Origin of the sequence: Clostridium sp. BL-8 (assembly GCF_002006495.1) — a bacterium.
In the GTDB taxonomy this organism is placed as follows: domain Bacteria; phylum Bacillota; class Clostridia; order Clostridiales; family Clostridiaceae; genus Clostridium.
In genome coordinates, this window is record NZ_LZZL01000071.1 from 1 (window position 1) to 21,098 (window position 21,098).

Consider the following 21,098-nt stretch of genomic DNA (forward strand, 5'->3'; position numbering starts at 1 on the left):
GGATAAATAATGTTTAACTACTTTATATTTATATAATACTTGAGATTTGTGACAGCAATATGACAAAATCAAATTTTAATTATCTTCTACCTTTGAGTAGAATTACGCAGTTAAAAAATACCACACATTTATTTATTATGAATAGTGTGATATTTTAGCTTGCTATTTATTTTACTTATAGAGATGTTGCAAAATACTGCATCCTCCTGGATATTTTAATGTTTTATATAAGACGAATCAATTGATTTTAGATACCTGTCAATTGTTTTAATATCTAAGTTACCTTTTGTGACATTAAATTGTTCTCCATTAATATCAATTGGATTATCAAAAGATATATCCATTACCTCTTTATCATTGATATAGAATAATGCCCTATGCAGCCAACCTGTTACTACCGGAACATCTATGTTATTAACAGAATAAGCATCTAAATATCCCATAAATTCTTTAATCTTTTGTTTATCTTCAATTGTTACTGTGTTATTTTTTAATGATCCGTCGCAAAAAACTATTTTTGTAATATCATCAAATTTTATACCAGTTACACCACTTATTGTTGTGGCGTTTGGATTAACATTTGATACATGTATTGAACTAGTTCCAGCAATTTGATTCCATGCGCCATCTGAACCTACTGCACGTCCATCTATTGTAGTATCGTGGGCCATACTTCCATCTGAATTTAAATAATATGATTTACTATCATACTTTATCCAACCTGTTTTCATATACCCATCTTCTCCAAAATAGTACCATTTCCAATCAATTAGCTTCCAACCAACTGCCCATGAACTACCTTCTGTATACCACCAACCTTGATTATCTTGCTCCCACTCCGCACTTGCTCCTATTGGATTTAATATTAATACTGAAACTATTACTAATGTACTAACTATCATTTTGGTTAATTTAATCATTTTAACTTTTATCATCCAAATTACCCTTTTATTTGTAACCTTGTACTGTTATTAATTATAACATAAATTGTACATAGTTAATGTAGCAACACTTATTTGCATCGCTACATTTTAACTTTTCTAAAATTTACTTTTATAGGTTATATCATCAACTTTTTTCTTATCTAATTCTTGAGTAAGTAATATATATTTTCTCTCATATTTTACTATTCCTATTATATACACTCCTGTAATAAGCACCGTAACTATACATCCACGTAATAAAACTAGTGTTAAATTATATAAGCTATTTATCATATCAGCCATAAGTTCCTCCTAGATCTTTTTATTTTAATCCTTTCCTTATTTTTAAGTATTTAATCATATAGAAAGATTTTTCAGTCTATTTTTATTTACTCTACCTTTTTCATACATGCTCCTTTCAAAACTTATAAAAAATATAAAATTTTTTTTAATATTAATGTGACATTTCTAAACCTTACATATATCCTATATGAAATAAAAATAAAGGAGGTTTAGACTATGGCTGTAACAAAATCACTTCAAACAACATCATTAAGCATTGAGATCCAAAGTGGCACCGATAAAGCAGGCGACGCGATATTTACCAAGAAAACTTTTTCCAATGTTAGAACAGATGCTGCTTCCCAAAACATCTATGATGTTGCTGAAGCTATAAAAGCTGTTTTATCAGTTCAGACTAGAGATTACTTTGTAAATGAAGCCTCTAGTTTAGTTAATGCTTAACGTGATTAACTTAATGAAATTTATGAAAGGAGGACCTATTAATGGAATATACCTTATCTTTGACTTTTCTAACTGAAAATGGCGAAAAGACTACTTTAAATATTCCAAGTGTTAAATCAGATCTTACTAAAGCTGAAGTCAATTCACTTATGGATACTATAATAGCAAAAGATATATTCAAAACAAATTCTGGTGGTTTAGCTAAGAAATCTGGAGCTCAAGTTACTCAAAGACAAGTCACAAAATTTGATGTAGCTTAATTTTAAGTAAAATTATAGAAGTTTATCCTTTAGCAGATAAGCTTCTATTTTTTACTCTGAATATTTACTCTTGACCTAAAGCCTTTTTACATTCGTTACAAACAATTATTTCTTTAAATTCAGAAATCTCCTGACTACTTCCGCAAAAGATACAGCCTTTGCTATATTTCCTAACAACCACCTCATTGTTTACCTTAATAATTTCTACTGGATCTCCTTCCTTAATCGCCATTAAATTCCGCATTTCTTTTGGTATCACAACTCTTCCCAAATTATCAAGATTTCTTACTATTCCCGATGCTTTCATGCTCAAACGCCTCCAAAATTTTATTTATCCCACTCAAACATTGTTATCATCTAAAGATATGCATAAGTTTTAGTAGTTTGAGATTAAGTAAAACTCAACTAGAAAGGTTTCACTTAAGTCTATAGTTATTCCTTATATCCATTTCAACTTCTACAACATAATCTTTGGCCATCTCATATATGCGTGACCCTACCCCTTCATCAAAGTTTAAAAGCCTATCAATTGAAAATTCACTGCTTACTATAATTGGTAAAAAATTAAGATACCTATAATTTATAATCTCAAACATCACATTTATATCACTGTCGTTTATTTTTCCTTTAAAGAGGTCATCAATAAGCAGAACCTCACATAATTGATATTTTGAAATTGCTTTTTTATAATATTCCTGATCAATCATATTCTGCTTTATTTCTGTTATTACATCTCTGTACGGCATATAAACAACTTTAATCTTTTGTTTTAAAAAGTTTAGTGCAACTGCAACACTCATGTGACTTTTGCCACAACCAACCTGGCCACATAACAAAAGGCTGCTTCTTCTCTTATCTCTTATATCATCAAAATCAGTACAATAAGCTGCTGCAGTATCTTTTATTCTACTAGATGCTTCATTCCATATCTCAAAATTTGAAAAAGTATATTTACTTTGCTCAACATTAATTCCAGAATACTTCCACTCACTTTTCAGCTTTTCTACTTTTCTACATTCACAGGCTACCGCAAGTGGCTGCATATGTTCCTGCGGTATTAAAATCCATCCAGTATCACAGCATTTATCACACTTATATGAGGTTTGCATGAATTCTCTTTCTTTCAGCTTCTGTAAGTTTTCGTGATTCCTTTGGTTTGAATCCTGCAAATTCGTTTTTATCTGCTTTGATATTCTTTCCATAGCTTCTAACCCCATTTTTCTTTACCTCCTTACCCTCTTTTGGACATCCATCCCTTTCCCAGTTTTTCAATATGCCATTAATATACTTAAATCCAGTTTGATTTTGATCAAAAGCTGTATCTATTGCCATCTTAACTACTTTTTCACCATAAGTATCAATTGCTTTCCTAATGGCAAAGCTATAAGCTCCACCAGGCATTCCCGTTATTTTTTGATAATAAAACATAATTCTCATAGAGCTTGCGTTTATATCATCATCCTTATGTGATGTGGTTATTTGATCTGCCATAACTTCTGGTACCATGGATATTACAGAATTTACTTTTTGACTTGTAGAAGTCTCATTATTTATCTTAGAAACCAAATTTGTATTCTCTATTTCTATATCTTTTTTCTCCCTCTTTTTCTTATTCTCTATCTCTTTCTTATTCTGCTCCGTTACAATAGCGTTACTTTCATTTTTTGTAACGTTACTGTTTTTTTGAGTAATGTTCCCTTCATTTTTATTGTTTTTTATAGAATTGATATCAGCTATCTCATCATTATTAACCTCAATTTGATTATTAGAATTATTCTTAGCAGGATATTCTGAAGAAATTTTACTTTTATCATCATAATCAATTACTGCACTTTCATTAGTTTCAAAATCGTCTTTTGGTTTATTTTCATCAGCCTCCATCTCATCTAAATTTTCAGCTTCAAAAATATTTGCATCATTCTCTTTGTTATTTGGTGAAGCTTTCTCCTCTAATTTTTTCTTTTCTCTATAGTTCTCAGCTCTTTTTCTATTTTGTTCACGAACTCTTTCCATTCCTTCTATGTTTTGATGCTTTTCCCAATTTACAATTCTAATTACCTTACTAGGAGCTATTTCAATCATGCCTAATCGAGATAATACTTTTAGTGCAAGTTTAATGTCCTCTAATGATCTTGAAAATAATACGGCTAACATTTTAGCCGTAAGAGGTTTTCCTTCTGATAAAAATATCTCTCCGTTTGCATTAAGCTTTCCACCCAATAAAAGTATTCTTATCCAAACATAATGTATTGTATCTCTCTTTGGCATTGCATCTATTAATTTCATCTTTTCATCATCATGCATATTAGTAGATAACTTAATCCATTTAATATCTGCCACTGTTTCCACACTCCCTTAAACAAAATAACCTGAATCTTTCAAGCCCTTCCCAGGATGGAGTTAGTCCAATAAAATTACAAACGTAGATATAAGATTTAAAGATTTTGAAATTCATTTATAAAATCTCTCTTTCTACTCTCCTTACCATTTTAAAATTTTGACCATTAATTAATCCAAACTTAATGATTCATTAGGCTTGACTTTCCTTTTTATATAATCATTCCAAAACTTTTCTTCTACTTTAACTATCTTACAAATTAAGCTTTCATCACGTTTAATTTCTTTTAAGATGAATTTTCGACCGTTAATAAGCATTGCAATGTAGCATTTATCTACTTCTTTTACTTTCATATTATGTTGAGCCTCTAATACTCTCATCCTAATAAAGTTTTTATCATTTATCTGAGCTTCATCTATTACATTAATTACTTTGCAATCCAGAATTGAATTTTCTCCTATGATTTTTCTATTAACATTAGAAACCATATATTCATAATCCTTATCAACTGAATTTATATTATTCTTCCGTATCTTCTTTTTAGTTCTAAGCATAAATTCTCTTGAAACTACTTCTTCTAAGGTGCTTGTCCAATATATAACTTCAGGACCTGGTCTTAAAAATTCAATTTCTCCAATCTTTTCTGAATAGACATCTTCAATACTTCTGTATTTATCAAAACCAAGAATTGCTCCAATATCTTTTCCTTCAAACTTCTCAGTTTCTTTTACTAGGCATTCTAGTTTTCCCATTTTATAAATCACCTCATTTAATAATTAATCTAAACCTTTACATCGTATGGACAATGCATTAATTTAAACCTTTGTTTAAGTTATTTTTTTATCTTTTCAATTTATTATCTTCTTACTTCCTGATGTGTTTTTAAGATATTTTCAAGCCATTGATTATTAATAGTTATTAATCTCTATTTATCTATGTTTAAATTATATATTTTACTTTCTAAGTAACTTACTTGGCAAAAAAAATTTCTATCGGATTTTGTATTTCTAATATTTTTATCATATTTTCAATTTCATCAGATCCGAAGATCCCTTTGCTTAGTTTAGTACATAGAGTTTTTGGAGAAATCCCTAATTCTCTCGCGAGTTTTTCTTGAGTATAGCCTTTTGCTTTTATTTTCCCTTTCAACTCATTAACTAGTATCATAATAATCCCCCTTTTGTTACTTGTTAAGTAATATATTATATATTATGGTTATATTTGTCAATAGTTTTTAACTTTTTTCCACTTTATAGGAGCATATTACGCAAATATAAAACAAATGTTATAATTAATAAAAATAAGGCACTATTTTCCCATACCTTTAGAAATGATATAATATATTAGTATTTATACACGGTATATTAATTAATATTTAATTCCACGTTTAGAATCTTTTAATTAAAAAACTAAAAAAACAAATTATATATAACTTGGTATAAAAATTCTTCATTTTATTAAATGGATTCAATAAAATAAAGCTAAAGAAATGGTCAACATGTTAATTATTTATAAATTTATTAGACTCAAGTAATATAGTTAACTATGATTATGCATTAAAAGCTTTAACCTTATTAACTATAAGTAATAAATTATAAATAAGTACTATATATGTTTAGTTATTTTTAATATATTATTCAGAGGAGATATAAAATGGGTTTGAAAGAGAATATCAAAAATAGGCGATTAGAATTAAATCTCACACTAGAAGATGTTTCCAATAAATTATCTATTAGTAAGCCAACTCTTCAAAGATATGAAAGTGGTGTAATATCTAATATACCTTCCGATAAAATTGAAAAACTTGCATTAATATTAGAAACAACTCCTTCATGCTTAATGGGATGGGAAGAAAATAAAATAGAAATAAAACCACAATTAACAGAAGAGCAAAAATGTTTACTAGAAAAATTTAATTCTTTAGATGATTTGGGTAAACATACTGTTAAAACAGTATTAGAAATGGAATTTAATCGTTGTACAAATCTTATAACTAGTAATTAAAATTCATAAACTTTATGTCTATACTGAAAAATTTCTTTAAAATAAAATATAAATAATTAAAAGATTTTATTTTTAATACTTTCAGTTATATGCATAATACCATCGTTGATATGGCATTCTATTGCTTGTCAAATTTCCTATACAGCTCAAAATAACAATATAATATTCTTCACTTAAAATGCCTACAGTGCCTATCATAAATCTATTTCTTAATTCTGCCACTACAATCAAGTAATGAAAAGTACAAGTTAAAAAAAAATATATATGATTTATATATTATTATATATTTTATTCAAATATATAATAATATAGCTTGTACTTCTCTCCCTTTGTTTGAGCCTTGGCGAGTTAAAATAAAAAGATATTAATTACTTTAAACCAAACAAAGTACATATGAACCTAAAAAACATTTAAAGTTTCTATGTCCTGTACATTACTACTGCTTCAAGTATGTTAATATCTTTCTTATTTATAATTTTATTTAATTTGTTTTATTAGTTTTAGTAGCTATTCTTATTATCTGAATTTCTCTTATATATAGCCCAACCAATTTGCTAATAAATTGATCACTCATATCTTCTTTTATGGATCTTTTAGCTGTTTCTATTGCATTTTCCAACTTACCTTCTTCAAATAAACTCTTACCTAATTCAGTCATAATCTCTATGTCTTTAATTGCTATATTTTATAGATTTTCTTATTTCCTCAATTTCTTCATTTGAATATAATATCCTGATTGCTTAGTTCTTCTTAATTTTATTTATTATATCTATTTATTTAATAAACTTGTTATTTAATACTACTATCCTCTAAATATAAATAAAATATATTATACTTAAAGTCTTTACTTTTTAATATATTCTGATTAAAAATTATTTTTTGTCTTCCCATTCTCTAAACAATTCATCAACTATAAATTCAGAACTTTCAGCCCATAAAACAGATTGAGTGTTTTGTAGTGCCTTATATGTCTTGGATTCATAGAATTCCTTAGTCGCTTCTTCAAAAGTTTTTCCTGTTCTTTCACATAATATTCTTATAATTTTTTCAATCTTCATTATAATATCTAATGTTATATCTTGTCCTTTATATGAATATTTGTTTATCATATTCATCTCTCCCTATAAATTCTAATTTACTTAGTGCTTTACTGGTATGGATTGAAACCTGATTATTTGATTTTGAAAACTCCAATTGTTTTAAAGCCATATCTTCATCATAAATTCCCTCTACATATAGAGCCACTGTTCTCATTGTGTTATCATCTGCTACAGGACCAATAACAACATCATAATCATGTTGGATTCCTCCATTAAGTCGATTATTTTTTATCATATTTAACCATTCTTTATCTAGTCCTTTAAATTCTTTTACTCTCAAATCGGAAAGATATTTTAACTTAAACTTCATTACATAAATTCCATCTCCACCATATCTAATAAACATATTTTCTGCCCAGCTTTTTGATTGTAATTCCAATGTAGTAGTGTAAAATCCCTTTCCAAAATCGCGCTTATTCTTAGATTGTTGTAAATCAACTTCCTCAAATAATTTGTTAGTTCCATGAAATAGAATTAATTCATTATTGCTTAGCATATTCTTTTCTCCTAACTACATCTTCAATAAACTCTATGCTTTCTTCTAAACCCTGAGTATGCAAAACTTCATATTGTGATCGTATTAATTTAAAAAGATCATATTTTTCAAATATTTCAAATGCATTAATGCTGCTTATATTATGATTAAATGCAAAACCTTCAATGGCCTCTATTATTAATAAATTTTTATCGTGTTCTATAATATTCATATATTTTATCCTCCATAAAAATATAAATTTAAGTGCATTTATTTTTAATTTAAATTTATTTTATCTTTTCTCATGTATATCCATTCCAATATTATCATCTCATTATATATGAACTAAGGCTGGCATCACTGTACGATGGTACTTCTCTTGATAATAATTTCAATCAAATCCAATTGAATCTCTAAATATATGTTTTTATTATTTTTCTCTACACACTCTTAATATATATTATATCCAAAATACTTTTTATATAAAAGTCTATCCATTGCATTTCTAACTTGTGATAAAGAATGATAAAACACATTGTTAATAACAGAATATATAAACCAACTTTTTTGTATTGCTTGATAATCTCTAATAATGGATTCATCTTCAAATAAAATAGTATCAACTAAACCATTAAGGCATTTTTTTAGAACTTCAAAATCATTTTTAAACTTTTCTAGCTCTTCTTCAATAACCTTATTCATTCTGCCATTTAGAAAAATAAGTTTATCAAAACTATTCATTTTAGGATCTATTTGCTGCATTACTTCTTCGTATTTATCGTCAAAAAAAATGGAAAGTGAACTCAAAAGATCATCTTTCCCATTGAAATAGTAATAAAACGTACCTCTTGAAACATCAGCTTCATCAATAATTTCATCTATGGTTGTATCCTCATATCCTTGCTTTTTAAATAAACTCCATGCTGCTGCTACAATTTTTATAAGTTTTATTTATTTTTTAATTGTTCCTAATTAAATGATTGTTCTGTACGTTCAATTATTTCATCTTGAAGTGCCTTACTAAGATTTCTAAAATGATCGCTATAGCCTGCAACTCTCACAATCAAATCTTTATATTCTTCAGGATTTTTTTGTGCTTGTATCAAAGTTTCTCTATCAATAACATTAAATTGAATATGATGTCCATCCATATTAAAATAAGTACGTATAAGATTTGACATTTGTTCCAAACCATTTTCCCCTGCTACAACACTAGGAGTAAATTTCTGATTTAATAATGTTCCGCCTGTTCTTAAATGATCCATCTTAGATGCTGACTTTATCACTGAAGTAGGACCGTTTGTATCAGCACCCTTTTCAGGTGAAATGCCCTCTGATACTGGTTTATAAGCAAATCTACCATTAGGACTGGCCATCATCACTTCTCCAAAATATACATGACATGTAGTTGGAAGCATATTAATTCTATATGTTCCACCTTTCATGTTAGGCCTGCCTGTAACACTTTTGCTATAAAAGTCAAAAACACTTTTCATAATTGAATCTGCATAAGGGTCATCATTGCCATATTTCGGTGTTTTATTACGAACTAAATTAAGTATTCTCTCATAGCCTTCAAAATTATTTTCAAGGGCATTCATGAGCTCTTTCATAGTAAATTTTTTTTCATCAAATACATTATATTTTATCGATGCCAAGCTGTCTGTAATAGTTCCTATACCAACCCCTTGAATGTAATTTGTATTATAACGTGCTCCTCCCGCATTATAATCCTTTCCTTTTTTAATACAGTCATTAGTAATTATAGATAAAAACGGTACAGGCATATTATCTGCATATATTTTTTCAATAATATTACTTCCCTTAATTTTTATATCAAGAAAATATTCAATCTGCTTCTTGTAAGCATCAAAAAGTTTTTCATAAGTATTAAAATCTTCAGCATACCCAAGTTCTAAACCTAACTGTTTACCATTTACCTTGTCATATCCATTATTTAAAGTAAGTTCAAATATCTTGGGAAGATTAAAATAGCCAGTTAAAATATAAGCTTCATTTCCAAAAGCTCCTGTTTCTACGCAACCACTTGTTCCTCCAGTTCTCGCATCCTCAATACTTTTCCCAGCATTTAATAATTCCTGAATTATTGCTTCCGTATTATAAAAGGCAGGCTGTCCCCATCCTTTTCTTGATATTTCACAAGCTCTTTTTAAGAACTTCTGTGGAGTTTTACGACTGATTTGAACATTTGAACTTGGCTGCAAAAGTTTCATTTCATCCATGCAGTCTAAAATCAAGTAACTAACAGGATTTACACCATTTTCTCCATCTGGAGTTATTCCTCCAGTATTAATATTTGCAAAATCTGTATAGGTACTGCTCTCTTTTAGTGTAATCCCTACTTTAGGTGGAGCAGGCTGGTTGTTAAATTTTATCCAAAGACATTCTAAAAGTTCTTTTGCCTTTTCATCATTTAAAATATTTTTTTCAATATCATTCTCATAGAAAGGATATATATGTTGATCTAATCTTCCTGGGCTATATGCATCCCATGGATTTAATTCAGAAGTAACCCCAAGATGCACAAACCAATACATCTGTAAGGCCTGCCAATAGGTTTTTGGTTTATGAGCTGGAACCATATCACAATTTTCTGCAATCTGCAAAAGATCCGCTTTCCATGAAGGATCTGATGTTTTTTCTGCTTCTTCTCTTGCAAGCTTTGCATATCTTTCGCCTAAAATAATAATTGCATCACAGGCTATACTCATTGCTGATAATTGATTTTTTTTCTCTAATGCTTCGGCATCATTTAAAAAATCTAACTCAGTTATAGCTTTCTTTATATCTTCTTTGTAATCTAAAAATCCTTTTTCATATATTTTTCCAGAACCCACAGTATGGCCTGGCCCTCTTTGTTCCATAAATTCAGTAAAAATACCGCATTCATAAGCATTTTTCCATTCATTACTCATATTTCTTAAAATTAAGTTGCGAATAGAACGATTTTTCCAAAATGGAATAATAACTTCTTCTTGATATGCATAATCTTTATCTTTAACATTAAAGCTAATTAAATCTCTATCATTCATAACATGCATATCTTCTATAGTATGGCAACAAAGTTCTGGAAATGTTGGAGCTGCTTGAGGACCATCACCTTTTTCTCCTACAATGAGTTCACCTTCATTAATGCACAAAGTTTTTTTTGAAAAATAATTTTTAAGACAAAGTGCACGAAGCTCTGGTATAGATACTGTACCTTCATATTCTTTATATGTTTCAGTCATAATTTTAGCTCTTTCCATATATATATGTGCTTCTGTATCTACACTTTGTTTTCTAAGTTTTTTAATACGATCGTTCATTCCTCTTTCCATAATTTAACCTCCTATAATAACATTTATAAATCCATACTTTTCAAATTCTTTTTTATATTCTTGCATCTTCTTAGGATCTGGAGCACGCCAGTTATCACCTTCATATATTTTTTGTAATTTATAATATTTACTCATTCCCGTATTATGATATGGCAAAAGATTAATTCTATAAGGCCTTATATTGTTACTTAGCAAATACTTTATTATATCGCTTACATGTTTATCCTTAGCATTCACACCTTCAATGAGAGGAATCCTAATATAAATTTTGGCTTTATCTTTATAAAGTTTTTTTAAGTTATCCAGAATCAGTGTATTATCTACTCCTGTATACTCTTTATGAAGTTCATTATCTATAAGTTTTAAATCATATAAAAATGTATCTATAAACTTAAGAATTTTTTCAAAGTTTTCATAACAAGTAAAGCCACAAGTATCAATATTAACTCTGATTCCTCTTTTATGAAATTCTTTGACAAGTTTTTCTACGTATTCCATATCCATAGCCATAACTTCTCCACCAGATAAAGTAACTCCACCTCCTGATTCTTCATAAAATAAATAATCTTTTTCTACCTCTTTAACAAGCTCTGAAACAGAGTAATGTTTTCCAGCTACATTTCTAGCATTTTGCAAGCAATAGTCAGTGCAAGTGCCACAAGCTTTGCAAATTTCTTTGTCTGTAAACATATATTCTTCTTTAACATGTATTGCTTTTTGTGGACATATGTCAATACATTGCCTGCACTTTGTACACTGTTCTTTATTGTACATTATTTCCTTCTCATAATTTTGAGTCTCAGGATTATGACACCAACTACATCGTAAAGGGCAGCCTTTAAAAAATATAGTAGTACGAATTCCATCCCCATCATGTATTGAATATTTTTGAATATTTGTTATATATACATTTTTCAAAATTAACTCCTCAATTCTTTTTGGATAACGATATCTTAAAACTTACTTTACTATTAAACTATTCAAGTTCAACTAAGATTCACTTAAATTCTTAAAAAGAGTGAGATTTCCCCCACTCTAAAATTTCATTTTAATTACCTATGATCATAATTTTTTCTATTTTTTCGATTCTCTTATCTGTATTCCAATTCCTACTATTATCATAGTAATGCCTACAAATTCATTACTGAAGACTTTCTTCCTGCTTCATCTCTTTAGTACCAATGCTAAAACCAAATTCCAGCGGATCGTCATCGTCTAATATCCATGTATTCATTCCGGTGATATACGCGCTTCCAGTTATTTGTGGTATAATTCCCTTTTTCCCATCAATTTCAACTTCTTTTGTGACTTTTCCTATAAATAAAGAACCTATAATACTTTCATAAACAAATTCTTCTCCAATTTTAAGCTCTCCTTTATCATAAAGTGCTGCAAGCTTAGCACTTGTTCCTGTTCCGCACGGGGATCTGTCTGCCTGAGCACCTCCAAAAATTACACAGTTCTTCATACTGGCTTTGTCACTGCAATCACGCGTATAAAATTCCACTAAATCTACAGTTGTTATGTCCAGATATGGATGCTTAATATTCTGTGTGTAATTAATCATCTTTCTTAGTTTCATTCCGAGATCCGTAATCTCCTTCATGTTCTCTTCTGTTAATTTCAGACCAATAACATCTGCATCTACCAAGGCAAAGAATGATCCTCCAAATGAAATATCATATGTGATGTTTCCATATTGAGGTACTTCTATTTGCAAATTACTCTTATATAAAAATGATGGAACGTTTATAATGCTGACATTTACTGCTTTATGGTTAATAACCTTAACTTTTGTTTGTATTATCCCAGAAGGGGCATCTAGAATCACTTCAGTATATGGTTCTTTTACTTCAACAATGCCAGTTTCAACAGCCATAGAAGCCACCCCAATACTACCATGCCCACACATATTTAAATAATTATCACTGTCCATGAATATTACTCCTATATCTGCCTCTTCATGGATTGGTTCTGTAAGAAGTGCCCCAAACATATCTCTATGTCCTCGCGGCTCCAGCATAATTGCTTCTCGACACTTATCATAATGCTTCTCTAAATACTGCTTTTTCTCCATCATTGTTTTACCTGGAATTTCTGGAAAACCTTCATATATAATTCTAGTTGACTCTCCCATGGTATGAGAATCTATTGTTTTGAATTTATATTTATAGTCCATTGTTTTTGGATTGAACTTCATATTCATTCCCTCCTATATTCTCTTGTCAAAGGGCTTTTAATTCACTAAATTTTTTTCTAACAACATATGCCAGTAATTGTGCCGTACCCTCAACTCCGAGAAACGCGCTATTTACCAGAATATGCTTGGACGTTGGTTCTCCAGGACTATATTTTGCATACTGTTTATGAAATGCCAGTCTTGCCTTGTCGACACTCATAATCATCTTTTCTGCTTCTGATGTGCTCATTCCCAAACTATCAACACAGTTTCTCATACGATCATCCAAAGGTGCATAAATATATATGTGAAATGCATTTTTTTCATTTCTTAATATATAATCAGAACATCTTCCTACAATGATGCAGGTTTCTTTATCTGCTAATTCCTGAATGATTTTTGACTGTGTCTCAAATATTTTTTTCTGCTGACTTAAATTTTCTGTTCCAAGGGGAAACAGCATTTTAAAGAAATCAGAACTGCTCTCTTCCTGATCACTTATAACAGATACTGGAAGATTCAATTTCTGTGCTGATGCTTCCACAATATCTCTATCATAGTATTCTATATTCAGAATTTCTGATAAACGTTTGGCAATTGGACGCCCTAAACTTCCAAACTGCCTAGTAATTGTAATTACATATTTGCTCATTTACTTCTCCCCCTTATGCTGTTAAGAATCTGGCAAGAAATGATTTCGTACGCTCTTCCTTTGGATTTTCCAATACTTCTGAAGGCTTGCCTTCTTCTACAATAAGTCCATCTGCCATAAAAACAACGCGATCTGCTACATCTTTGGCAAAGCCCATCTCATGAGTTACAACAATCATTGTTATACCATCTTTTGCTAAATCCTTCATTGTATTTAACACATCACCAACCAGCTCAGGATCTAACGCAGAGGTGGGTTCATCAAACAAAAGTGCTTGTGGCTCCATTGCAAGTGCTCTTGCAATGGCCACACGCTGCTGCTGCCCACCAGAAAGTGTAGGTGGATAGACATCTGCTTTTGCTTCAAGTCCAACCCTTTTTAATAATTTCATTGCTAGTTCTTCTGCTTCAGATTTTGATTTATGTTTAGTTAGCATTGGAGCCAGCATAACATTTTGCAGTACTGTTTTTAATGGGAAAAGATTAAATCTCTGAAAAACCATTCCGACCTCTTCTCGAAATTTACGAATATCATATGATTTATCAATAATATTCTTGCCATTATATAATATTTCTCCGCTTGTAGCTGTTTCCAGTTGATTTATGCAGCGCAGAAATGTACTTTTACCTGAACCTGATGGCCCTATAACACATACTACTTCCCCAGGCTTTATGTGTATATTCACATCACGTAAAACTTCTAAATCACCAAAATTTTTCTTTAAATGTTTAACTTCTATCATTAATTATTCACCTCATTTTCTTTTCAATAAATTTTTGAATAATAATCAGAACTGATATAACAATTAAATAAAATGCTGCTAGTACTGTATATGTTGGAATTGTCTGAAAACTTAATGCTGCATACGTCTGTGCCTGATGAGTTACTTCACTTACTGTAATAACAGATAGAAGCGCTGTATCTTTTACAGAAATAATAAATTGATTAAACAACCCTGGAAGTGCAATTTTTGTTGCTGGAGGAATAATAACGTGAATCATAACTTGAATCTTTGTAAGTCCCAAAGATACTGCCGCCTCTTTCTGACCTAAGTCAACACTCTGAAGCGCACCCTTAATTATTTCTGACATAAATGCACCTGAATTTAATGCTATTACAATAACTCCAACTGTTGTTGCCCCAAAATCTATTCCTGTCAATTTAGGAATGACAAAATATACATAGAGAGCTTGCACCATTAATGGAGTAGCACGAATAATCCAAATATAAACTTCTGCAATAATCTTTAAACCTTTTAATTGTGACTGTAAAATGAAACCGCAAAAACCAGCAATTACTAATCCAAATAAAATACCTAATACTGCTATGAAAAATGTGATTTTAATTCCAGAAAACAACATTGGTAAAATTGTTTGATAGAATTGTATATTCATACATTATACCTGTCCTTTCTTTAGGCTGCATAGACTTATCTAATTATTTGCACCATTTATCGTAAAGTTTATCTAATGTTCCATCTTCTTTTAATTTTGCAAGTGCTGCATCGAACTTATCTTTATATTTAAAATTATTATTATACGCAATTGCATATGGTGCCTGTCCATTATTAAACTCATCTCCAACTGTCTCTAGTGCTGTTCCACTTGTTGTCTTTATATAGAATGCACATCCTGGAGCATCCTGAATAACTGCATCTACCTTCTTTTGTTCTAAAGACTCATAAGCTGTTGTAATAGTATCATGAACTTCAATTTTGGAATTTGTTAGATTTTTCTGTGCATAAATGTGTGACGCTGTTCCTTTTTCAACTGCTACTGTTTTTCCTGCTAATGAATCTACACCTGTGATACCTTCATCATTGTTTTTATTGACCATAACTTTCTGACCTGAATCACAGTATGTATCAGAGAATTTCATTACTGCTTTTCTTTCATCTGTTGCACATAAAGCTGCTGCTCCTACATCTAACTTTCCTTCTGCAATAGAAGTTGTAAGTGCAGAATAGTCCATTGCCTGAAGACCGCCGCCATCAATTTTAAATCCAAGAATTTTCTGGATATCATTGATTAAGTCAATATCATACCCAATTAATGTTTTTCCATCTTTATCATAATACGAGAATGGCCCAAATAACCCCGAAGTACCTATTTTAATTGAAACATCTTTCATTGAACCCTCTAAATCGGTTGTTGATGCTTTTTGAGCATCTGCTGGTTTTGAAGCTGAATCACTTCCAGAACTTCCACATCCCATAAGCGATAATGTCATAACTCCTAACATCAAAACGGCTAATATTTTCTTTTTCATAATATTTCCTCCCCATATTTTAATAATTTTTTTATTGAGCTATCACCAAGTTGCTTTATGCTTTTTTAACTATAAAATATAAAAAAAAGGCAGGCAAATTACTTTTTTTAAGCACCTTTGCCTACCTTATATTTTATTATATATATGCATTATACTCATATATTTCCTCATTTGTAAACTGATATTTTATTATATATATCATTAAATTTTGTCATGACACCTTAACCAGCATTTTTTTATTATAATGCTTTTCTATAAAGATCTTCAATATCTTTCTGCATCAGAACACCTTGGATTTACAGCTATATTGCCACTTTTCATTGCATCTATAGACATAGCATCAATCTTATTCTCTTTAACTCCAACTTCACTAAGGCTGTCAGGTATTCCCAATGATTTATTCAGACTGCGGATTTCATCTGCCAACTCTTGACTCTTAAAATTTTCTTTGTGTAATACTGGATTTTCACTTAATATTATTTATAAAGATTCAATTGCTTCTTTAATTATTTGAACAGCCTTATCGCAGTCTTTCTCTGAAATAATAAGCGGCGGAATCATACGAATAATATGAGCACCAATTGCAGTAATAAGGAGCTTTCTGTCAAAACATGCATGTTTAACATCAACACCACTTATACTTTCATCAAATTCAACACCAATCAAAAGTCCCTGGCCTCTTACCTCTTTTACGTGTGGCAGCTTTCTTAATTTTTCCATAAAATAAGCACCCATTTTTTCTGCATTACCTGCAAGATCTCTATCAATAAGTTCGTTCACTTCAGCTAAAGCTGCTGCACACGAAACAGGATTACCACCAAATGTGGTACCATGTGAACCAGAAGTAAATGCCTTTGCAACTTCTTTGGATGCGCATATAGCACCAATTGGCATACCACCTCCAAGAGCTTTAGCCATAGATACAATATCTGGTTTGATACCATAATTCATAAACGACATGAACTTACCAGTTCTGCACCATCCTGTCTGAACCTCATCAATTAAAAGAAGCATTTCATGTTCATTACAGAATTCTCTTAATCCTTTCATAAATTCCTGTGTTGCTGGATGAACACCACCTTCTCCCTGAACAGGTTCAATCATAATAGCTATTGTATTTTCACTACATGCATCCTTAAATGACTGAAGGTTATTGTACTGTGCATATGTAAAACCATCTGTCATAGGACCAAAACCAATCTGGCATCCATTATCGGGCTGACCTGTGGCTGACATTGCACCAAATGTTCTTCCATGGAACCCCATTTTTGCAGTTACGATATTATATTTTTTAGGACCATATTTTTCGACTCCATATTTACGAGCCATCTTAATCATAGCCTCATTGGCTTCTGTACCTGAATTCTGATAAAATATCTTATCCATTCCAATAGTTGTACATACTTTTTCCGCCAAAAGTGCTTGTGGAATAGTATATGGATAATTAAATGTATGCATAATATCTGATACTTGATCTTTTACTGCTGCCACTACTTTTTCATTGCAGCTTCCAGCAGAGTTTACTGCAATACCAGCATAAAAATCTAAATATGCAGTTCCATTTTCATCATATATATACTGATCTTTGGCTGTTTCTGCCAAAAAGTCAAAACGCTCATATGTCTCTATCATATATTTGTTGACTTTATCTTTAATATCCTGTGCACTTAATCCTAAATCCTTTAATCTCATTATTATAGCCTCCTAATATTTTTTTTATTATCACTTATGCTTTGCATCTTATGTGAGTCATCCCACATAAGATATATTACAAGCATCAAAACATTTGGCTGTTAAGGTGCTTAAAAAATGCAATTATTGTAACTTTATTTTATACATTATGTCTGTATTCATATGGAAGTACTTTTATAGCATTGTAACTTGGACAATCACGAACCCACTCTAAAGATTCTTTTATAATTGCTGTTTGTTGTGGAATATTGTTAGGTTCTCCTGCATTAGAGCCAATTGGTACATGTGGAGCTGTAATTCTAGGTGCTCCCTGCTGCTTTGCAATTGGAGGAAGTGCTGCTATAACTACGCAGCTCATACCCTCAGCTTCACAACATCTTGTAACGATGGTTGCCGATCTGTGGCAGGTTCCACAACCACCAGTACAAAGTACTATGTCTACTCCTTGTTCCTTTAATTTCTTGGCAATCTCTGGGCCTGTCTCATTCTTAAATTTCTCAACATTTCCACCACCACCCATGAATGTGTATGTCTCTGTCGAAAGTGATCCTATAAAGCCTTCATCTACAAGTTCATGAAGACGATCAATTGGGAACATCGCATTTACATCTTTATTAATATCAGAATTATCAAAACCTCCATGTGTTACCATTAACTGATCTGATGGAGTCTCAAACGGAATACTTCTGTAAGAAAAATCACCTGAAGTATTAAATGGCACCTGACTTTTGATGTGTATTCCTCCTGCTGTAATAAATGCTACCTTACATTCACTTAATGGCTTTTTTAACTCTGTAAACACCGGTTTAGGTGTAATTGGTACAAAAATTTCTGACTGCATTCCTTCTACTGTTGTTAAACTCATAATTCTACCTCCTATATTGATTCAAGTGGGATGTTTTTCCTACCTACTACCTGCATACAGCTGAAATAAAATTCTATATTCTGACCTTCTTTTAGCGGTATAGGTGTAAATACCCAGCGCCTTGGCACTGCAATAGTTCCCAATTGATTTATAATTTCTACTTTTACTGCTGTATCATTTACCTCTGAAATCTTTCCTCCAAGCAGGCATGGACTTATTTCATGATCTGTAATCATATCCGATGAATCATAATCATACGGATCTTCAACTACCTGTATATAACTAAAATAAAATTCTGTTTCTAAGCCTTCTTGTAAATTATCGAAGGGTATTACCAGATGTTTTGGAATAGAGATAACTCCAAGTCTCCCGTGCAAATGAACTTTTATCTCATCATCCGATACCTTTTTTACAAGCCCCCCCATTTTAATTGGGTTTATTACGTAATCCATTAATGTAGTGTTCCATTATCAACCAATTTTGTTTCTGGAAGTCCTAAAAGTTTATTATTGGCATTAATAATGTCGTTGCTCCATTTTTTTGATGCCGGCTTAATATCCACACCTGCCATCTTGTTTTTTAGCATTTGAATTGCACGGGCCGCAACTTCTTTTGTTACACATGAGCATCCAGCTACATTATTTTCAAATCCTCCCATATCCATGTTTTCTTCAACCATTGCTGTTGCATATTTATTACCAACTACTAACTGACCCTGATATGCACAGAATGATACTCCTACAACTGGTATATCTCTCTTTCCAGCCTGTTCAATATGCTGTATAAAGTCAATATGATTATTACCAAATCCCTCTGTTGTTATGATACATCCATCTATATCTAAAGATTCAAGAAGAGAACCTAATCTCTCTGATACCCACATTTTCTCATCATTTACCTGAGGGGAGCCAACAAATACAACTCCGATAAGATCAAACTCATCATCAGCTGCCAATCCTTCTACTAAAGGTTCACGAATATAATGACGTGTCATTTCCTTAGTGGCAGGTCCTATACAGGTTAAAGCATGTATTGAGCCATCTCTTACTTGATTTGGTGTAAGCATAATTGGTACATTACCACAATCAACATTCTTTTGGCCTCCTAGAATTCCACAAGGTTCTGTAGGACAAATTACATTATCATGCATGGCTCCTTGTCCCATAATCTCTTTAACAAGTACAACACGAGGATTTCCACTACGTCTTACATCCTCACATACTTCCTCATGCAATACTTCTCCATCATAATTCTTAAGCTCATCGCGGACTGCCTGAATAATATAATCCTGACACTTATGTGCCGAAAATGGACCCGGACGAGTCATTCCTGTATTTTTTTGTATGACAACATGACAGCGAATGATAATATCATTTTCATCTGCACATCCAGGATGACCAAAATACATCTTTTCATCAAGATATCCTTCAGATGAACCAAACTCATGAACCTGAACACCATCTTCATCAACACCTGTTAACATGAATACAACTCCATCTGCAACCTTGGTAATGCCTTCTCCAAGTTCACCTTCTACTTTTGTAGCAATTGGACAGACATCCATAATTGTTTCAGTGTAAACATGACGCTTATCCGGATATATAACATCAAGTTTTATACTCTTACATAAAGGATCTTCTTTCACTGCTTTCTCTACAATATTCTTATCTATGCTGATCTTTCCATCTTTTATAAATGTCTTTTCTCCTATTTCAACATCTGTGATTTTCATATGTTTCTTCACAAGAGTTCTAATTGATTTTTTTTCTCCTGCTACTGCTTTTGGCATAGTAGGTGCAGCAACTTCTTCTATATTACTTCCACCGGCAAATACAGGAATATCTAATTTTAATCCTGTGATATTTTCTGCCTTTTCAATCTCAATATGAATCATTCCATTCCCTCCTGTTGTCGTATGAACTATCTTTTTTAGCAAATCATCTTTATCTTCCTTAACCATGTTTTTTGATGCATCATTTTTTACTGGCGCAGTATCATTTATTTTGTCTAACACATCAGTTGTAATAGGTGTTAATGCTTCAACATCTTTAATAAGCGTACTTCCTAAGACTTGTTCAATCTTAAGACCATCTGGACTAAGGGTTAATAATCCAGCCTCTTCCATATCATCAAATAATGTTGGATCTTCTAAATCTGCAGCACTTATTACAAGTCCTTTTTGTCTCCTGCAACAAAAAATAGCAGGATCTTTCATATGAAGTTTTAATGTTTCATTTGTAATAGACATATCGTTTCC

The 21,098-nt window shown here is 31.2% G+C and carries 27 protein-coding genes and 1 pseudogene; 3 read left to right on the forward strand and 25 right to left on the reverse strand.

Going from position 1 to position 21,098, the window contains the following annotated elements; genetic code table 11:
- Window positions 1-215 precede the first annotated feature (215 nt).
- Together CLOBL_RS20430 and CLOBL_RS20435 are read right to left on the reverse strand one after the other, a co-directional pair.
- On the reverse strand, window positions 216-935 hold the full coding sequence (locus CLOBL_RS20430) for a cell wall-binding protein (protein ID WP_077860715.1): 720 nt from the start codon (window positions 933-935) through the stop codon (window positions 216-218).
- A gap of 105 nt (window positions 936-1,040) precedes the next feature.
- Window positions 1,041-1,226 (reverse strand): hypothetical protein, encoded by a 186-nt coding sequence (locus tag CLOBL_RS20435; RefSeq protein WP_009169420.1) that lies wholly within the window; start codon window positions 1,224-1,226, stop codon window positions 1,041-1,043.
- A 216-nt stretch (window positions 1,227-1,442) separates the two neighbouring features.
- Here CLOBL_RS20435 and CLOBL_RS20440 point away from each other — a divergent pair, with 216 nt between their 5' ends.
- Window positions 1,443-1,667, forward strand: a complete 225-nt coding sequence (locus CLOBL_RS20440; RefSeq protein ID WP_009169419.1) for a DUF1659 domain-containing protein — start codon at window positions 1,443-1,445, stop codon at window positions 1,665-1,667.
- Between the two features lie 41 nt (window positions 1,668-1,708).
- Window positions 1,709-1,927 carry a DUF2922 domain-containing protein gene (locus CLOBL_RS20445; protein WP_077860716.1) on the forward strand — a complete coding sequence of 73 codons (219 nt, stop codon included), beginning with the start codon at window positions 1,709-1,711 and terminating at the stop codon, window positions 1,925-1,927.
- Window positions 1,928-1,991: 64 nt separating this feature from the next.
- On the opposite strand, the gene CLOBL_RS20450 is transcribed toward CLOBL_RS20445, so the two are convergent.
- The 5 genes from CLOBL_RS20450 to CLOBL_RS20470 form a co-directional block, all read right to left on the reverse strand.
- Window positions 1,992-2,234: an AbrB/MazE/SpoVT family DNA-binding domain-containing protein gene (locus CLOBL_RS20450; protein ID WP_077860717.1), complete on the reverse strand. Its 243-nt coding sequence runs from the start codon at window positions 2,232-2,234 to the stop codon at window positions 1,992-1,994.
- 109 nt (window positions 2,235-2,343) lie between these two features.
- Window positions 2,344-2,970, reverse strand: a complete 627-nt coding sequence (locus CLOBL_RS20455) for an ATP-binding protein (RefSeq protein ID WP_077860745.1) — start codon at window positions 2,968-2,970, stop codon at window positions 2,344-2,346.
- A 49-nt stretch (window positions 2,971-3,019) separates the two neighbouring features.
- Window positions 3,020-4,267, reverse strand: a complete 1,248-nt coding sequence (locus CLOBL_RS20460; protein ID WP_077860718.1) for a phage replisome organizer N-terminal domain-containing protein — start codon at window positions 4,265-4,267, stop codon at window positions 3,020-3,022.
- Between the two features lie 168 nt (window positions 4,268-4,435).
- Entirely contained in the window at window positions 4,436-5,017 is a 582-nt protein-coding gene (locus tag CLOBL_RS20465; RefSeq protein ID WP_077860719.1) for a YqaJ viral recombinase family protein, read from the reverse strand.
- Between the two features lie 217 nt (window positions 5,018-5,234).
- Window positions 5,235-5,432, reverse strand: a complete 198-nt coding sequence (locus CLOBL_RS20470) for a helix-turn-helix domain-containing protein (protein ID WP_077860720.1) — start codon at window positions 5,430-5,432, stop codon at window positions 5,235-5,237.
- 486 nt (window positions 5,433-5,918) lie between these two features.
- On the opposite strand from CLOBL_RS20470, the gene CLOBL_RS20475 reads away from it, so the two are divergent.
- A complete protein-coding gene (locus tag CLOBL_RS20475) occupies window positions 5,919-6,269 on the forward strand; it encodes a helix-turn-helix transcriptional regulator (RefSeq protein ID WP_077860721.1) in 351 nt (116 codons plus the stop codon).
- Between the two features lie 481 nt (window positions 6,270-6,750).
- Here CLOBL_RS20475 and CLOBL_RS28190 read toward each other — a convergent pair whose 3' ends face one another.
- The 18 genes and pseudogenes from CLOBL_RS28190 to prdA form a co-directional block, all read right to left on the reverse strand.
- A complete protein-coding gene (locus tag CLOBL_RS28190) occupies window positions 6,751-6,927 on the reverse strand; it encodes a hypothetical protein (RefSeq protein ID WP_179117807.1) in 177 nt (58 codons plus the stop codon).
- 214 nt (window positions 6,928-7,141) lie between these two features.
- On the reverse strand, window positions 7,142-7,378 hold the full coding sequence (locus CLOBL_RS20480) for a hypothetical protein (protein ID WP_077860722.1): 237 nt from the start codon (window positions 7,376-7,378) through the stop codon (window positions 7,142-7,144).
- Window positions 7,356-7,865: a DUF3990 domain-containing protein gene (locus tag CLOBL_RS20485; protein ID WP_077860723.1), complete on the reverse strand. Its 510-nt coding sequence runs from the start codon at window positions 7,863-7,865 to the stop codon at window positions 7,356-7,358. Before CLOBL_RS20485 ends, CLOBL_RS20480 begins: the two co-directional genes overlap by 23 nt.
- The gene (locus CLOBL_RS20490) at window positions 7,852-8,076 is read right to left on the reverse strand and encodes a DUF3791 domain-containing protein (RefSeq protein WP_077860724.1); all 225 of its coding nucleotides are present in this window, start codon (window positions 8,074-8,076) and stop codon (window positions 7,852-7,854) included. The genes CLOBL_RS20485 and CLOBL_RS20490 overlap by 14 nt, the downstream gene beginning before the upstream one ends.
- A 218-nt stretch (window positions 8,077-8,294) precedes the next feature.
- Window positions 8,295-8,651, reverse strand: a complete 357-nt coding sequence (locus CLOBL_RS20495) for a hypothetical protein (protein WP_242953889.1) — start codon at window positions 8,649-8,651, stop codon at window positions 8,295-8,297.
- A gap of 6 nt (window positions 8,652-8,657) precedes the next feature.
- Window positions 8,658-8,795, reverse strand: a pseudogene (locus CLOBL_RS29020) (helix-turn-helix domain-containing protein); the annotation flags it as partial.
- 17 nt (window positions 8,796-8,812) lie between these two features.
- Window positions 8,813-11,188 (reverse strand): trans-4-hydroxy-L-proline dehydratase, encoded by a 2,376-nt coding sequence (gene hypD, locus CLOBL_RS20500; RefSeq protein ID WP_347472910.1) that lies wholly within the window; start codon window positions 11,186-11,188, stop codon window positions 8,813-8,815.
- Entirely contained in the window at window positions 11,189-12,103 is a 915-nt protein-coding gene (locus tag CLOBL_RS20505) for a trans-4-hydroxy-L-proline dehydratase activase (protein ID WP_077860727.1), read from the reverse strand.
- A gap of 223 nt (window positions 12,104-12,326) precedes the next feature.
- On the reverse strand, window positions 12,327-13,385 hold the full coding sequence (locus CLOBL_RS20510) for a proline racemase family protein (protein ID WP_077860728.1): 1,059 nt from the start codon (window positions 13,383-13,385) through the stop codon (window positions 12,327-12,329).
- 25 nt (window positions 13,386-13,410) lie between these two features.
- Window positions 13,411-14,016, reverse strand: coding sequence for a cytidylate kinase-like family protein (locus CLOBL_RS20515; protein ID WP_077860729.1), 606 nt, complete (start codon window positions 14,014-14,016; stop codon window positions 13,411-13,413).
- 13 nt (window positions 14,017-14,029) lie between these two features.
- Window positions 14,030-14,758, reverse strand: coding sequence for an amino acid ABC transporter ATP-binding protein (locus tag CLOBL_RS20520; protein ID WP_077860730.1), 729 nt, complete (start codon window positions 14,756-14,758; stop codon window positions 14,030-14,032).
- Between the two features lie 7 nt (window positions 14,759-14,765).
- Window positions 14,766-15,410 carry an amino acid ABC transporter permease gene (locus CLOBL_RS20525; protein ID WP_009169406.1) on the reverse strand — a complete coding sequence of 215 codons (645 nt, stop codon included), beginning with the start codon at window positions 15,408-15,410 and terminating at the stop codon, window positions 14,766-14,768.
- A gap of 43 nt (window positions 15,411-15,453) precedes the next feature.
- The gene (locus CLOBL_RS20530) at window positions 15,454-16,284 is read right to left on the reverse strand and encodes a transporter substrate-binding domain-containing protein (protein WP_077860731.1); all 831 of its coding nucleotides are present in this window, start codon (window positions 16,282-16,284) and stop codon (window positions 15,454-15,456) included.
- A gap of 264 nt (window positions 16,285-16,548) precedes the next feature.
- Complete coding sequence (locus CLOBL_RS20535; RefSeq protein ID WP_347472908.1) at window positions 16,549-16,710, reverse strand: iron-containing alcohol dehydrogenase; 162 nt, start codon at window positions 16,708-16,710, stop codon at window positions 16,549-16,551.
- A 54-nt stretch (window positions 16,711-16,764) separates the two neighbouring features.
- Entirely contained in the window at window positions 16,765-17,976 is a 1,212-nt protein-coding gene (locus CLOBL_RS20540; RefSeq protein WP_077860732.1) for an acetylornithine/succinylornithine family transaminase, read from the reverse strand.
- 139 nt (window positions 17,977-18,115) lie between these two features.
- The gene (gene prdB, locus CLOBL_RS20545; RefSeq protein WP_077860733.1) at window positions 18,116-18,841 is read right to left on the reverse strand and encodes a D-proline reductase (dithiol) protein PrdB; all 726 of its coding nucleotides are present in this window, start codon (window positions 18,839-18,841) and stop codon (window positions 18,116-18,118) included.
- Between the two features lie 11 nt (window positions 18,842-18,852).
- Window positions 18,853-19,293: a CBO2463/CBO2479 domain-containing protein gene (locus CLOBL_RS20550; protein ID WP_077860734.1), complete on the reverse strand. Its 441-nt coding sequence runs from the start codon at window positions 19,291-19,293 to the stop codon at window positions 18,853-18,855.
- Window positions 19,293-21,089 carry a D-proline reductase (dithiol) proprotein PrdA gene (gene prdA / locus CLOBL_RS20555; RefSeq protein ID WP_077860735.1) on the reverse strand — a complete coding sequence of 599 codons (1,797 nt, stop codon included), beginning with the start codon at window positions 21,087-21,089 and terminating at the stop codon, window positions 19,293-19,295. The genes CLOBL_RS20550 and prdA overlap by 1 nt, the downstream gene beginning before the upstream one ends.
- Between the last annotated feature and the right edge of the window lie 9 nt (window positions 21,090-21,098).